General features: G+C 70.1%; 14 protein-coding genes. 10 read left to right on the top strand and 4 right to left on the bottom strand.

All coding sequences use genetic code 11. The annotated features are described in order from the left end of the window. Window positions 1-341: 341 nt before the first annotated feature. The 5 genes from EV375_RS25880 (at window position 342) to EV375_RS25860 (ending at window position 4501) form a co-directional block, all read left to right on the top strand. Window positions 342-2333, top strand: coding sequence for a sensor histidine kinase (locus EV375_RS25880; RefSeq protein WP_486588813.1), 1992 nt, complete (start codon window positions 342-344; stop codon window positions 2331-2333). A 216-nt stretch (window positions 2334-2549) separates the two neighbouring features. Further along, a complete protein-coding gene (locus tag EV375_RS25875; protein ID WP_130302350.1) occupies window positions 2550-2966 on the top strand; it encodes a roadblock/LC7 domain-containing protein in 417 nt (138 codons plus the stop codon). Window positions 2967-2975: 9 nt separating this feature from the next. Beyond that, the gene (locus tag EV375_RS25870; RefSeq protein ID WP_055486644.1) at window positions 2976-3359 is read left to right on the top strand and encodes a DUF742 domain-containing protein; all 384 of its coding nucleotides are present in this window, start codon (window positions 2976-2978) and stop codon (window positions 3357-3359) included. Then, window positions 3337-3942: an ATP/GTP-binding protein gene (locus EV375_RS25865; protein ID WP_130302349.1), complete on the top strand. Its 606-nt coding sequence runs from the start codon at window positions 3337-3339 to the stop codon at window positions 3940-3942. The genes EV375_RS25870 and EV375_RS25865 overlap by 23 nt, the downstream gene beginning before the upstream one ends. Further along, on the top strand, window positions 3923-4501 hold the full coding sequence (locus EV375_RS25860) for a GAF domain-containing protein (RefSeq protein WP_055486646.1): 579 nt from the start codon (window positions 3923-3925) through the stop codon (window positions 4499-4501). Before EV375_RS25865 ends, EV375_RS25860 begins: the two co-directional genes overlap by 20 nt. Before the next feature lie 76 nt (window positions 4502-4577). Here the strand turns inward: EV375_RS25860 and EV375_RS25855 are convergent, their stop codons facing one another. After that, on the bottom strand, window positions 4578-5780 hold the full coding sequence (locus EV375_RS25855) for an acyl-CoA dehydrogenase family protein (protein ID WP_130302348.1): 1203 nt from the start codon (window positions 5778-5780) through the stop codon (window positions 4578-4580). Window positions 5781-6448: 668 nt separating this feature from the next. On the opposite strand from EV375_RS25855, the gene EV375_RS25850 reads away from it, so the two are divergent. Together EV375_RS25850 and EV375_RS25845 are read left to right on the top strand one after the other, a co-directional pair. Further along, a complete protein-coding gene (locus tag EV375_RS25850; protein ID WP_130302347.1) occupies window positions 6449-7390 on the top strand; it encodes an alpha/beta hydrolase in 942 nt (313 codons plus the stop codon). Between the two features lie 104 nt (window positions 7391-7494). Next, window positions 7495-7785 (top strand): MmcQ/YjbR family DNA-binding protein, encoded by a 291-nt coding sequence (locus tag EV375_RS25845; RefSeq protein WP_486588873.1) that lies wholly within the window; start codon window positions 7495-7497, stop codon window positions 7783-7785. Window positions 7786-7848: 63 nt separating this feature from the next. On the opposite strand, the gene EV375_RS25840 is transcribed toward EV375_RS25845, so the two are convergent. Together EV375_RS25840 and EV375_RS25835 are read right to left on the bottom strand one after the other, a co-directional pair. Beyond that, on the bottom strand, window positions 7849-10062 hold the full coding sequence (locus EV375_RS25840) for an EAL domain-containing protein (RefSeq protein ID WP_130302345.1): 2214 nt from the start codon (window positions 10060-10062) through the stop codon (window positions 7849-7851). Continuing rightward, complete coding sequence (locus EV375_RS25835; RefSeq protein WP_130302887.1) at window positions 10059-10880, bottom strand: SAM-dependent methyltransferase; 822 nt, start codon at window positions 10878-10880, stop codon at window positions 10059-10061. Before EV375_RS25835 ends, EV375_RS25840 begins: the two co-directional genes overlap by 4 nt. A 585-nt stretch (window positions 10881-11465) precedes the next feature. On the opposite strand from EV375_RS25835, the gene EV375_RS25830 reads away from it, so the two are divergent. From EV375_RS25830 to EV375_RS25820, 3 genes are all read left to right on the top strand, one after another. Then, window positions 11466-11666 carry a DUF2180 family protein gene (locus EV375_RS25830; RefSeq protein ID WP_130302344.1) on the top strand — a complete coding sequence of 67 codons (201 nt, stop codon included), beginning with the start codon at window positions 11466-11468 and terminating at the stop codon, window positions 11664-11666. A 145-nt stretch (window positions 11667-11811) separates the two neighbouring features. Beyond that, window positions 11812-12150 carry a DUF6343 family protein gene (locus EV375_RS25825; RefSeq protein WP_486588812.1) on the top strand — a complete coding sequence of 113 codons (339 nt, stop codon included), beginning with the start codon at window positions 11812-11814 and terminating at the stop codon, window positions 12148-12150. A 50-nt stretch (window positions 12151-12200) separates the two neighbouring features. Then, window positions 12201-12701, top strand: a complete 501-nt coding sequence (locus EV375_RS25820) for a hypothetical protein (protein WP_207228464.1) — start codon at window positions 12201-12203, stop codon at window positions 12699-12701. A gap of 126 nt (window positions 12702-12827) precedes the next feature. Here EV375_RS25820 and EV375_RS25815 read toward each other — a convergent pair whose 3' ends face one another. Further along, entirely contained in the window at window positions 12828-14201 is a 1374-nt protein-coding gene (locus EV375_RS25815) for a transglycosylase family protein (protein WP_130302343.1), read from the bottom strand. Between the last annotated feature and the right edge of the window lie 73 nt (window positions 14202-14274).

Here is a 14274-nt window from a genome sequence, read left to right as displayed (position 1 = left end):
GCGGGCGATTTCGCAGCTCAGCGCCTTTGGGGGAACGAACTCGGCCTGTTCGGCGCAGAGTTGCACAGCACCCCTCACCACACCTGCCCGCATCCGCGCAGGTGTGGCGAAGAGTAACTGCGGGGCCGTTTATGGGCGTTACGATCACCCCGCGTGCCCCGCACAAACGGCTGCGAGGTTCACTCTTAAGGAGCTGGCGAAGGGTGGCGAATATGTCATCTGCGTCCGCGATGAGTGGTTGCGAGCACTAGCGTGTCCGTGGCTCTGCCCGAGTCGATGCGCCACCGTGCTCGTGCTTCGTAGAGGCCCACCAGCAGACATCAAGTCAACCGAGGAATCCGATGCCTGAACCCCCGAGCCATGCGGTGCAGACAGGAAGGGGCACCCCCGGTCCCGCGCACGCCTCCGGGCCCCGCTCCGGGAACGCCCCGCTGCCCGTAGCCACGCCGGGACCCGACGGAGCGACCCTGCACGTCGGACCGGGAGCCCCGGGCGCGGCCGCGGCGAGCGGCTCCCGGCGGCGGCACGGACGCTCCCCGGCACCGCTGACTCAGGGCGACGCCGCGCTCCGGCACAGCATGGTGCGCCTGGCCGTGCTTCCCGCGGTGATCGTCGCTGTGGCCGGCGCCGCGGTGGTGGCGTATGTCATGAGCGTCGAGGGGAGCACGGGTGCCTCGGGCTCGCCCGCGCAGGGCACAGACGGCGCCGTGCTCTGGAGCGTCCTCGGCGCTGGGCTCCTTCTCGTCTGCGGCGTCGTCTTCGGTGCCGCGCACTTCGCCACCGCACACGCCCGCGCCGCACTGGAGCGCCACACCGTGCTCCGGCGGTCCGTGGCACGCGGACGTTCCGAGATCCGCGCCCTGCTCGGCGCTCTGGAGCGGGGGGAGCGCCCATCTGCGGGTCTCAGGCCGTTGCCGCCCCAGCCGGCCCCGGACGCCGACGCGTTCGAACTCCTCACGTACGAACTCGCCCACGCCCAGCACGCCGCCGAACGGGCCGTCACCGACGCCGTGGCACTGGTGCGCAGCAGCTCCGGCGGCAGCGAGGAGAAGGTCGAGGTCTTCGTCAATCTCGCCCGCCGTCTGCAGTCCCTGGTGCACCGCGAGATCGAGCTCCTCGACGAGCTGGAGAACGAGGTCGAGGACCCCGATCTGCTCAAGGGGCTCTTCCACGTCGACCACCTCGCCACCCGCATCCGGCGCCATGCGGAGAACCTCGCCGTGCTCGGCGGCGCCGTATCCCGCCGCCAGTGGAGCCGTCCCGTCACCATGACCGAGGTGCTGCGCTCCTCCATCGCCGAGGTCGAGCACTATCCCCGCGTCAAGCTCGTGCCGCCGATCGAGGGCACCCTGCGCGGCCACGCCGTCGCCGACGTGATCCACCTGCTCGCCGAACTCGTCGAGAACGCAACGGTCTTCTCCGCACCGCAGACCCAGGTACTGCTGCGCGCGCAGCATGTGACGGCGGGTCTGGCCATCGAGGTCGAGGACCGCGGCCTGGGGATGCCCGTCGCCGAACAGGACCGCATGAACGCGGTGCTCTCCGACCCCGACCGCATCGATGTCGGGGAGCTGCTCCAGGACGGCCGGATCGGGCTGTTCGTGGTGTCGGCGCTGGCGCAGCGGCACGGCATCGTCGTGCAACTGCAGAGCAACATCTATGGCGGCATCCAGGCTGTTCTGGTGCTCCCGCGTGAGGTGCTCGGCGACGAGCCCGCCGCCGGCGAACAGTCGGGAGCCGCGGTCGGCGCGCGTGCCCACGGCACCGCGGGGACGAACGGTGCCACGAGTGACACGGTGCCCCTGCCGCCCGCGAGGACGGAGAGCACCGAACACCCGCAGGAGCGCCCGCCCTCCCCGTCGCCCATGCCTGGTGCCGCTCAACCCGGAGCCCGCCGCCCGGAGGAGCCCGGAAGGCTCCCGTACGCGCCCGGCCCCCAGTCGCCTTCCCGCTCCTACTCCGGGCGGCAGCCGCTGCCCCAGCCCGAACGGTCCCCGTCTGCCTCACCGTCCCCGTCACCTTCTTCGTCCTCCGTCGCGGCGCACGGCACGCCCCGCCCCCAGCCCCGGCCTCAACGCTCCGGGTCCGCCGGCGGTGCCCCGAACAGTGAGCGCCCCGAACTCCCCAGGCGCCGCCGCCAGGAGCACCTCGTACCCGAACTCCGCGAGGCGCCCGCCGACCGCGGCGGGCAGGCGGAGGCCGAGTGGGACGTGGCGGCGCAAGGCCACGATCCGGGCCTGATGGCAGCGTTCCAGCGGGGAACCAGTCTCGCGGAGGAGGCCGGCCGCAGCACCGACAGCACCGGACGCGGCGCACCTCACCCCGCCGACTAGGGCTGTGCCGGTGCCTCGCCCGCGATCCCCCGGCCTTCGGCATGGACTCTCCCAGCCGTTCACCGGCCAGGCGGATCAGATGTCCCCGAGCCCGCGGTCGTACGTACGCATCACGCGCCGCGGGTCTGATCCCAAGATTCCGACGGACCCGGCCCGCTCGTCGGCCCGGCTCCCGCCCGCTCTGCGGTTCACGCCCTGAAGGAGAAGAACGCGATCATGGTGAGCGAAGCCCCAATCGGCCACACGACAGACCTCTCCTGGCTGCTGACCGGACTCGTCCAGCGCGTGCCCCACACGCGCAGCGCGCTGCTGCTGTCCTCCGACGGCCTGGTGAAGGCCGCGCACGGGCTGGAGACCGACACTGCCGACCATTTGGCGGCGCTCGCCTCCGGGCTGTACTCGCTGGCGCGCAGCGCAGGGGTGCGGTTCGGCGAGGGCGGCCAGGTGCGCCAAGTGGTGGTGGAACTCGACACGTCGCTGCTCTTCGTCTCGACCGCCGGGCAGGGCGCCTGCATCGCCGTGCTCGCCGGCAGCGAGGCCGACGCCGCCGTGCTCGGATACGAGATGGCGATGCTGGTGAAGAGCGTCCGCCCGTATCTGGGCACGCCTGCGCGGCAGCCGGCCGGCCACTGAGGCGGCTGCATGAGACAAGAGCCCTTAGAAGAGCCGTTGCTGGACGACGACGCGGGACGGCTGGTCCGCCCGTACACCGTCAGCAATGGGCGTACGAAGCCCACTGCTCAGTTCGACCTTCTGACCATGGTGATGGCCACCGGGACCCGGCCGCAGAGCTACCTGGGCCCTGACCACAGCCATGTTCTGAAACTCTGCGGCGGTCCCGTCTCCGTCGCAGAGATCGCCGCACAGATAGCCCAGCCTGCAGTGGTCACCAAGGTGCTGCTGTCCGACCTCGTGGACTGCGGAGCCATCACTTCGCGTTCCCCGGGACGTGCGCCGCTGGGAAACGACCCGACCGATCGAGAATTGCTGGAGGCGGTGCTGGATGGGCTCCGTAGACGACTCTGAGGCGAGCCGTGCCGATCCGTTCCCTACCGCGCTGAAGATCCTTGTGGCCGGCGGCTTCGGCGTCGGCAAGACGACGTTCGTCGGCGCGGTGAGTGAGATCGAGCCGCTCAGTACGGAAGAGCTGCTGACCCAGGTCAGCGCTCCGACCGACAGCCTGGAGGGCGTCGAGAACAAGTCCACCACCACCGTCGCCATGGACTTCGGACGCATCACCCTCAGCGCCTCGCACGTGCTCTACCTCTTCGGCACGCCGGGCCAGGAGCGCTTCTGGTTCATGTGGAACGAACTCTCCGAGGGCGCACTGGGTGCCGTGGTGCTCGCCGACACCAGAAGGCTCGAACACAGCTTCGCGGCGGTGGACTTCTTCGAACGGCGCGGCATCAGCTTCATCGTCGCCGTCAACGAGTTCGAAAACTCCTACCACTACGAGCCCGAGGAGGTGCGGGCCGCGATCGACCTCAAGCCCGACGTGCCGGTGGTGCTGTGTGACGCCCGGCAGGCCTCTTCCAGCACGCAGGTTCTCGTCTCTCTTGTCCAGCATCTGCTCAACACGAGGAGTTCCCATGGCACCGACACCGTATGACCCCACCAGCCACCTGCTGCTGACCCCCGAGGATGCCGAGGCCCCCAACAGGGTGGTGCGGCTGAGGGAGTTGGGCCTCGGGGAGTCTCCCGTCCCCGAGTTCGACGACTTCGCCCGCCATCTCGCGCGGGTCACCGGCGCGCCCTACGCGATGGTGAACTTCATCGACGAGGACAAGCAGTACTTCGCCGGTCTGTACGCACCCGGGTCCGACCAGGCCGTTGAGCTGGACTCGTCGTCGAACGCGGGCGGTTCGGTCGGCCGTGTGATGGCCCGCGACCACGGTTACTGCCCGCACGTCATCGTGCGGCGCAAGGCGCTGGTGCTGGAGGACGTGTGCGACTATCCGCGATTCGCCGGCAATCCCGTCGTCGACGAGATCGGCATCCGCTCCTACCTGGGGGCCCCGCTCATAGACCGGACGGGCATGGCTCTCGGCACCGTGTGTGTCGTCGACCAGGAGCCGCGGCCGTGGGGACGGCAGGGCCTGGAGACCATCAAGTCGATGGCGGCGGACCTCGTGGAGCAGATCCACCGGCGGGAGCACCAGGGGCCCTGAAGCCCGTTCCGGCAGGGGGCCGGGGTTCGGGCTCCGGGGCCCGGCGGGGCCTTCGGGACGCCGCTTTCCGCTCCGCTCAGCGGACGGGTTCAGCCTCGCGCCGCACGAGTTCGCTCAGTCGCTGGGACCAGGAGCCCTTGGCCGTGCCGAGGGCGATCTCGCCCAGGCGCAGCCGCTGGATGTCCGAGGTGCCGGCGGGAGCGAAGATGTGGTGTGCGTCGCGCAGATAGCGTTCGACCGGGCGGTCGGTGAAGAGCCCGCACGCAGCGTGGATCTCCATGGCGTCACGCGCGGAGTCCAGGGCGCTCTCCACGTTCACCAGCTTGGCGTTCATCAACTCCGCGTCGCACGAATGCCCTTGGTCGAGCAGGTGCACGGCGTGGTACGCGGCGAGGCGTGACGTCATCAGCCGTGACTGCATCTGGCCCAGCTTGAGCTTGACGGAGCCGAGCTCGCCCAGTGGTGCGCCGTATCGCTGGCGCTCGGCGCAGAACGCGGAGGTCTCGTCGAGGATCGCCTGGTGGATGCCGAGGGAGACGGCGGTGAGGTTCGCGCGCCCGTACAGAACGCTGGAGGAGTAGGCGACGGCGAGCCCGTCACCCTCCTCGCCGAGCCGGTTGGCCGCCGGCACGCGGCAGTTATCGAAGATCAGCTCGCCGAAGCTGAAGCCGTGCAGACCCATGGCGGGACGCTGACGGCCGAGCGAGAAGCCGGGGGTGTCGGCCTCCACGAGGAAGGCGGTGAGGCCGCCGGAGCCCTCTCCGGTGCGGGCCACTACGCCGTGCAGGTCCCCCACGTGGGAGTTCCCGACGTAGACCTTGCTGCCGTTGAGGATGTAGTCGTCCCCGTCACGCACGGCGGAGCTCGACATTCCGAGTACGTGCCCCCCGGACTCGGGTTCTGTCACGGCTATGGTCGGGAGGCAGTCGCCCGAGGCAATTGCCGGCAGCCAGGTTTTCTTTTGCTCTTCGTTGCCGAAGTGAATGATCTTGGCGACACCGAGCTGTGACGCCTGCACCATGGCGCCCATCGCGCCGCTCACCCTGGCCAGTTCCTCGATCACCACCGTCTTGCCGAGGTGGCCCACGCCCATGCCTCCGTATCCGGGTGGCACGGTGGCGCCGATCCACCCCTGACGGGCGATCAGACGGGAGAGTCCGACGGAGGCCGTACGGGTCTTCTCCATCTCGGCTATTCGGGGCGTGACCTCGGTCTCAGCGAACTCCCGGACCGACTGACGCAGTTCCTCGTGCTGATGGTCCGTGAAGTAGCTTTGCATGACGAGCCCTTCTGCGCGGGTGGCTCCGCTTCCGGTTGGGCGGAGGTCGTGCATCGGCTTTGAACCCGCCCCTGGCATAGACCGTCCGCATTATGCTCCACAGTTGCACCGCCAGTTCAAGATCATTCAGCCGGTTTGGCTGAAACCCTCCCTACTGCAACTTCAACTGGCTTGTGCAAAGGGGCGCATGACACCGGCCCAGGGGCGGTGCCTGTGGGGGCGCCCCACCAGCATTACCCACCGGCATAGCCTCGCTACCGCTTGCAGGGAGCAATTCCTGCCCAATGGCGGCAAGTCGACACCGAGGAAAGCCGGTGAGGGTTCGCGAGGGTGCGCCGTCTATCGTTGAACTCTGTATGTTTTTGCTCCCATTTGGTGGTGTCTCATGGCCGCTCCCGGAGCGCCGGCGCGTTCCGGATCAGGCGCCGCGTGCCGCACTCGCGCCATCGCGAGTGCCATAAAGACGGCGCACGGCCGACTGAGTGCGCTCGACCCGATGAAGGTGGCTTGAACTGCGCGACGAGTACGGCCAGTACGTCGTGAATGAGACACATGGCTCGGGGGCCGCAGTAGGCGCTCTCATCGAGGGGCGGTGACCTTCACGGCACACGAACCGCCGCGTACGGTTACCCTCTGCGAGCGAACCAGCGAGCGAGGAGGCGGAGACCGTGGGCGGCGTACGGCGGGACCACACGACAGCAGCGGACGGCACCACGATCGCCACCTACACCTGGCTCCCCGACGACGCCGAGGGCGCCGGCAGGGCCCCGCGTGCTCTCGTGCAGATCGCACACGGCGCGGCCGAACACGCCCAGCGCTACGACCGGTTCGCACGCTTCCTCGGCCGCTTCGGCTACGCCGTCGTCGCCTCCGACCACCGCGGTCACGGCGCCACCGCCGAGCACACGGGCGGATACGGCGTGGTGGGGGAGAGCGGCTGGCGGGCGACCGTCGACGACCTCAAGGCCGTCGGCGACCGTGTGCGCGCCGAACTGCCGGACGGAACGCCGTTCGTCTTCTTCGGCCACAGCATGGGCTCGCAGCTGGCCCGCGACTACGCCCAGGAGTACGGGGAGGGGGTGGCCGGTCTCATCCTCTCGGGCACCTTCCGCTCCTTGCCCGGGTGCGAGGCCGGCATGGCGATCCGGCAGCTCGAGCACGAGATCGACAAGGGCGGCCGTGACGCCGTCTCGGACTTCGTGCCCGATCTGTTCAGCTCGTTCAACGACCCGTACCCGCACCGCACCGGGTTCGAATGGCTCTCCCGCGACGAGGACGAAGTCGACGTCTACGCCGGCGACGAGCGCTGCGGGTTCGCCTTCAGCGCGGGGCTCTCCCTGGACTGGGTGCTCGGCAGCCGCAAGATCAACGACCCCGCGCAGCTGGCACGGATTCCGCGCGACCTTCCCGTGCACATCGCGGTCGGTGACCAGGACCCGTGCAACCAGGGCATGACCCTCGTCTACGAACTTTTGGAGGACTTCCGGTACGTGGGGATGCGCGAGCTGGACTGGCGGGCCTACGCGGACGCACGCCACGAGATCCTCAACGAGACGAACCGCGACGAGGTCCACACCGACCTGCTGCAATGGCTCGACGCGCACGTGTGAGACGCGCGCGGGGATGTCCGGAGGGAGCAGCAGAGGTGAAGAAGAGGGACGGTGAAAGACCAGGGGCGGTCTCGGCCGACGACGTCCGCGAAGTGGCGTTGTCGATGCCCGGGGCGACGGAGAAGCTCGCCTGGGGACAGCCGACGTTCCGCGTCGCGGGCAGGATGTTCGCCTCGCTCGGCGACGACGACACGACGATCGGCGTGAAGTGCCCGAGGGAGGAACGGGCCGAACTGATCGCCGCCGAACCCGCGAAGTTCTTCGTCAAGCCGGGTCACGACGACAACTACAACTTCGTGCGGGTACGTCTGGAAGCACTCGAGGACGTGGAGGAGCTCCGCGACATCCTCCTCGACTCCTGGCGGCAGGCGGCGCCCAAGCGGCTGCACAGCTGAACCCCGCACCACTGGACCCGCGGGCCGCCGAACGGACCTGCCGGCCCGCGGCCGATGCCGGCTTCAGGGAAGACTCGCGAACCCCTGCTGGAAGCTGGAGGGCGGCCCCGGACGCGCGTAGTACCAGCCCTGCGCGGTGTCACAGCCGAGATCCCGCAGCTTCGAGGCCTGGTGCTCGGTCTCCACGCCCTCCACGGTCACGGCCAGGCCCAGAGCGTGCGCGAGCGTCACGATTCCCTCGACGAAGGTGACGTCGGCCGGGTCGGCCGGGTGCTGCTGCAGCCCCCGGGTGAAGGAGCGGTCCAGTTTCAGCGTGGTGGCGGGCAGCCGGCGCAGATTGGCGAGGTTGGAGTAACCGGTGCCGAAGTCGTCGAGCGCGATCTCCACGCCGAGTTCGGCGAGTTGGCGCAGCGGCTTGAGCTCGTCCTCGTCGGCGCCGATCAGTGCGCTCTCCGTCACCTCCAGACAGAGCGAGGAGGGCGCCATGCCGGCTGCCTCCAGCACCGCCACCGTGTCGGGCACCAGATCCGGGTGGTGCAGCTGCCGGGGGGAGAGGTTCACATTGACCCGCAGCGGCCTGCTGTCGTCGTTGCCCTTGCCTCTTGCCTTGCCCTTGCCGCCCTGTCCCTTCTTCCTGCCCGCGTTGCGCTCCTCGTGCCACGCGCACGCCTGCCGTACGGCCTGCTCCATCACCCAGCGCCCCAACGGGACGATGAGACCCGTGTGTTCGGCCAGCGGGATGAAGCGGTCCGGGCCCAGCAGCCCGTGCACCGGGTGCTTCCAGCGCACCAGTGCCTCGGCGCCGTCCACGTGGCCGTCGCTCATGCGGATCAGCGGCTGGTACTCCAGGAAGAATTCGTCCCGCTCCAGCGCCGCGGGCAGACGGTTGGTGAGACTGTGCCGGTCTATGGCACGCGCGTCCGAGTCGGGGTCGGCAAGCTCGTAGCGGTTGCCGCCGGCGTCCTTCGCGCGGTACATGGTGATGTCGGCGCTGCGCATGACCTCTTCGGGGCGCAGCTCGCCGCTCGGCCCCTCGACGATGCCGATGCTCGCCCGTACGGACAGCTCACGTCCGTCGACGCCTATCGGCGTCGCGAGGGCCGCCAGCACCTGCCGGGCGAGCTCCGCGACCTCCTCGGGGCCGGACGGGTCGGTGACGAGTGCGGCGAACTCGTCGCCGCCTATGCGTGCCACGAGGTGACCCGAGCCGGCCGTGCAGGACTGCAGCCGCTCCGCCACGGCGATCAGCAACTGGTCGCCCACGGCGTGTCCCAGGCTGTCGTTGACGGCCTTGAAACCGTCGATGTCGAGATAGCACAGCCCGAAGCGCTTCACGTCGCCGCTCGTCGAGAGCAGCCGGTCGAGCCGTTCCGCGAACAGGGTGCGGTTGGGCAGCCCGGTCAGCTCGTCGTGGGTCGCCTCGTAGCGCAGACGCAGATGCAGCAGTCGGCGCTCGGTGATGTCCTCCAGCAGCGCGAGCTGGTAGCGCGGCTCGCCGTCCGCGTCGCGCAGCAGCGAGACGGTGAGGTTGGTCCACAGGACCGTGCCGTCGGGCCGGTGGTACGGCTTCTCCACGCGGAAGTGGTCGCGTTCGCCCCGCACCAACTGCCGGTGCATGCGCCACACATGGGGAGCGTCGTCCGGGTGCACCCACTCGTTGACGTTCCGCCGCCGCATCTCCTCCTCGGAGCGGCCGAACATCCGGGCCAGCGCACCGTTGGCGTCCCGGATGCGCCCGTCCATGTCGGCGATGGAGATGCCGATGGTGGCGTCGTTGAAGACGGCGCGGAACCGGGTCTCGCTGGCGTGCAGTGCCTCCTCGACGGCGGTCTGAGCGGCCAGCGCCGCCCTGGAGAGGGACTCCTGCTCGCTGAGGGTGCGGTCGCGCAGGGCCTGCGTGAAACCTGCGGCGATGGCGTGCTGGAGGCGGGAGCAGCGGGAGCGCGCCTCGTCGACGTCGAGAGTGCTGTTCTCCGGGTCGCGCCCGTAGAGAACCAGATAGGAGTCGATGACGCCGAGCAGGTGCGGCAGCGCGTCCGGGCTCGTGAAGTGACCGGCGACGAGCGCGACCCCGACGTCACGGCCCACGGTGGGTGTGAAGGGCTGGGCGTGGAGCGCGTCGCAGAGCCGCACGGCCAACGGGTGGAGGTAGTCCTCCAGTTCGGCACGCGTCATCGAGGTCTGCGTGACCGGGTAGACGGCGCGGCTCCAGATGGTCGCGAAGCGCCGTAGTCCGTCCTTCTCGAGCCCTTCGGACTCCTGCGACCCTGGATTCACCCGACGCTTCCCGCCTTGCGGCCCACCCCTGCGTAGCCGCTGAGGAGGAGGGGATCCTCCGCTTCGGGCATGTCCTCGGGACGCCAGCGGGGCAGCGGCACCAGCCCCGGTTCGACGAGTTCGAAGCCGTCGAAGAACTGCTTGATCTCCTGGCGGGTGCGGGTGATCAGTGGTGAGCTCGTCTGTCTGTAGACGTCGCGTACGCCCGAGCCGAGGGTGCGCATCGGGCCCTCGTCCGCCGAACTGTGCGACAGCACAAGAAGACTGCCGGGTGCGAGCGAGTCCCTGATCTCGCCGACGGTCTTCCAGGGCTCGTCCTTGTCCTCGACGAAGTGCAGCAGTGCGACGAGCAGCAGCGCGACGGGCCTCCCGAAGTCCAGGAGCCGTTCCGCTTCCGCACTGCCGAGGATGTCCTGCGGGGATCGGAAGTCGGCCGAGATCACGTCGGCGAAGTCGTTGCCCTCCAGCACCGCCCGGCTGTGCGCGACGGCCACGGGGTCGTTGTCGACGTAGACGACGCGGGCGGAGGCGTCCGCTGACTGCGCGGCTTCGTGGACGTTGCCGAAGGTGGGAATGCCCGAGCCGATGTCCAGGAACTGGGTGACGCCCTCGCTGATCGCGTAGCGGATGGCGCGGCGCATGAAGGCACGATTCGCCTGCATGATTTTCGGCAGCCCCGGCCAGGCTTCGATGGCGCGTTTTGCCGCTTCCCTGTCCACCTCGAAGTTGTGCGAGCCGCCCAGGTAGTAGTCATACATTCTGGACACGCTCGGCACCGTCAGGTCTATGCCCTGCGGGGCCCAGGCAGGACGCTCCATCTGGGTCTCCAGCTCGTTCCACTCCACGGCCGGTTGCCGCTGAGTCATGAGGCTACTGACAGGTGCCGGGCAGTTGGAAGGAATCGGGAACTCTACGGCTTGATCTTGTCCGCTGGTACGGGAGTTTCCGGGGCATAGCACCCCGGCAAGTTTCTCCCGGCCGGATGAGGGCCCCGAGAACGGGACGAACTGGCCCGCCCCGCACCTGTGTTGGCTTCCGGTTCACCCGGCGGCGCCGGACGCGTCGCGCGGATGCATGGCACCGTAACCCTCATCGGCGTGCGGGCGCCCGGGAACCACGGACCTGGGGTTCGAATTCCGTACGGGGAGGTGCGTGCGGCATGCCGTCTCCTGCGCCCCTGACCGGAGCGTGTGTCAACCCGGCGCCCGCCCCGGGCTGTTGAGGGCGCCCGCATCCAGGTCTCGGTGCCGGGTACCGAATCCGTCGCGGCCGGGGGCCCGCGTCACCGATGCGGCGAGCGCCGTACCGACGGTGCGCCGTTTCCGCGGCCGCAGCGGTGGCAACCCGGTCCGGACGCGGCGGGCCCGCCCGGCTTGCCGCAGGCTGCCGAAGGGAGACCGGTCATGAACTGCTACGACTGCCGGGCACTGCAGGAGAACACCGTCGCGGTGGCCGTGTGCAGCCGCTGCGGTGCGGGTCTGTGCATGGACCACGCACACGTGGCGCCGCAGACCGTTCACGAGGCGGCCGGAACGGGCAGGTCCACGCATACGCCGAACGCAAGACGTCTCACCTGCGGTGTGTGCCACGAGGCCGAGGCCTGAGCGGAGCCCGGAGCCCTGAGCCGGAGCCCGGAGCCGGGGGCCCGCAGGCCGGGGCCGCCCGGGACGGCCGGCAGCCGTGCTCCCGCGGGGCGCTGTGGAGGACACTGGAAGTGGAACCACCCCGGAACGGGAAGAGGCGAGAGAGATGACACTTCGCCGTCCCGGACAGCGGGTCGGCACGCAGCGCCCGGAGCCGCCCCAGCCGTTCGAACGGTACTGGCCACGCACGGGGACCGAGCCGGTCACGGCCCGTAGCGCCATGGGCGTCCGGCTGATACTCGCGGTGCTCTTCACCCCTGTCTTTCTGGCCGGAACCGCCCTGTTCTGGTTCTGGGCGACGCAGACGGACCCCGGTTCGGTGCCGGGCGCCGACTCTCTGTACACACTCACCGCCATCTGCGGGGGCCTGTCGCTGTTCGCCCTCACCGACCTGATCGTCGTGCTGCGGCGCAGGCGCAGGCGGCGTCCGCCACCTTCCCGGTGAGGCCTGTCATGGACGTTTTCGACTGGACCACACGGGTACCGCCGGGTGGCATGACTGAGGACGAGGGCCACGACCCGGGGGCGGAGCCGGAGGACGAGGGAATTCCCGACCTCCAGGACGGCTCGCCCGAGGCGGAACTGGCCGACGACCCCCAGCGGGCGCCCGTACCGGGGGACGAGCCGGTGGCCGTGGAGAGCTACGGAACCACCTTCTCCGAGCAGGTCGAGGGCGAGTCCCTGGACGACCGCCTGGCCGAGGAGGAGCCCGACGTCGGCGACGAGGGAGCCGAGGAACTCCCCGACGAGCAAGCCGGCCAGCTGAGCGACGATCCGCTGGCGTGGCGGGCCGCCAACCAGGACACCTTCTCCACGGCGTCACCGGCGCAGGGGCTGTCGGGGGAGGAGACGGCCATGCACGTCGCGGAGGACGACGATGTCGAACTCGGCCTGGATGTCGAGGACATCGACGAGGCGGCGGAAGGCGTCGACCATCGGCCGCCCCGCCCGGCGGGACCGCAACAGGTGGACCTGGACACCGACGAGGACCAGTGACGGGCCGTGGCCGGCAGTGGCATGCCTGCCGGCGGTGCCGGTGGTGACCGGAAGCGGTGACGAGGAGTTGTTCCGCGTCCCCGGGTCACTGCCGTCGGCACTCCGCGGGATCGGCGGCCGCGGCCGTCACAGACGCACGCCGTGCCCCCGCAGATACCCGAGCGGATCGATGTCCGTGCCGTAGCCCGGGCCTGTACGGATCTCGAAGTGCAGGTGCGGGCCCGTGGCGTTGCCGGTTGAGCCCGAGCGGCCCAGGCGCTGGCCGGGGCTCACGCTCTGGCCCGCCCGCACCGAGATCGCCGAGAGGTGCCCGTACTGGCTGTACCTGCCGTCGCGGTGGCGCAGCACCACCTCGTAGCCGTAGGCGTCGGCCCAGCCCGCCGAGACGACCTTGGCGGCCGAGACGGCCTTCACGGTGGTTCCTGTGGGCACGGGGAAGTCGACGCCCGTGTGGTGGCCGGAGGACCAGCTGCTGCCCGCCGCCCTGTACGCCGTGCCGGGGCCGACGCCGCTGACCGGGGCGGACGCGGCGGGGGACGCGGGCTTCCGTTCCGGTGCCCGGGCCTTCCGCTTCGCTTCGGCCCTCTGCTGCGCGACCGCCCTCGCCTGGGCCTTCCGTTCGGCTTCGGCCTTCGCTTCGGCCTTCGCCTCGCCCCGGTCCTTCCCGGCCGCCTCGCCCCGGTCCTTCCCGGCGGACTGCCCGGATCGCCGGGAGTCCTCGGCGGCTCCGGATTCTGCCCGTGACCCCGCGCCGGAACCGGCCCCGGGTCCGGCTTCCTTCCGGTTCCCCGGCTTCGCCCGCGGCTTGTCCGTACGGTGCGTGCTGTCCAGGTTCAGGCGCTGCCCGGGGAGGATGAGATCCGGGTCGCCGCCGACGGTCTTGCGGTTGCGCTCGTACAGGCCCGGCCAGCCCCCCTTCACCTCGTGTTCCTCCGCGATGGAGGAGAGGCTGTCGCCGCCCACCACCTCGTACGTCGTCGCCTTCTTCGAGCGGTCCGCTCTTGCCCGTTCGGCCCTCTCGGCCCGCTCCGCCTGCTCGGCACCGTCCCCGCGCGCCGCGTGCTTCCCGCTCTCCGTATGCCGCTCGGTGTCCGCCGCCCGCGCCGCCCGTGCCTGTACGCCTGCGGCCGAAAGTCCCGCCCGGGGGCCGCAGTTGGGCCACGCCTTGGGGCCCTGACCCGACAGCACCTTCTCCGCGACGGCGATCTGCTGGCCCTTCGTCGCCAGGTCCGCGCGGGGCGCGTAGGCCCTGCCGCCGTAGGCCTCCCAGGTGCTCTGTGAGAACTGGAGCCCGCCGAAGTGGCCGTTGCCCGTGTTGATTTCCCAGTCCCCGCCGCTCTCGCACGCGGCGACCTTCTGCCAGGCCCCGTCCGGAGCGGCATGCACGAGCTGTGCCCCGACAAGGGGTAACGCGACGCCGGCACCGCCCGCGGTGACCTTGAGCGACGTGCGGGAGAACGTGCCGGTGCGATTGCGGCGGTGACGTCCACGAGCGGCCATGGCGGGACCTCCGGTCAAGTGGGCACCCCGTCTTGGGAGTTACGGAGCGTCAGTGAGGTTACGGAGCGCGCCC

Source organism: Streptomyces sp. CNZ301, assembly GCF_004217425.1.
Note: the sequence above shows the minus strand (reverse complement) of the source record. Positions and strands in the feature narration are given on the sequence as shown.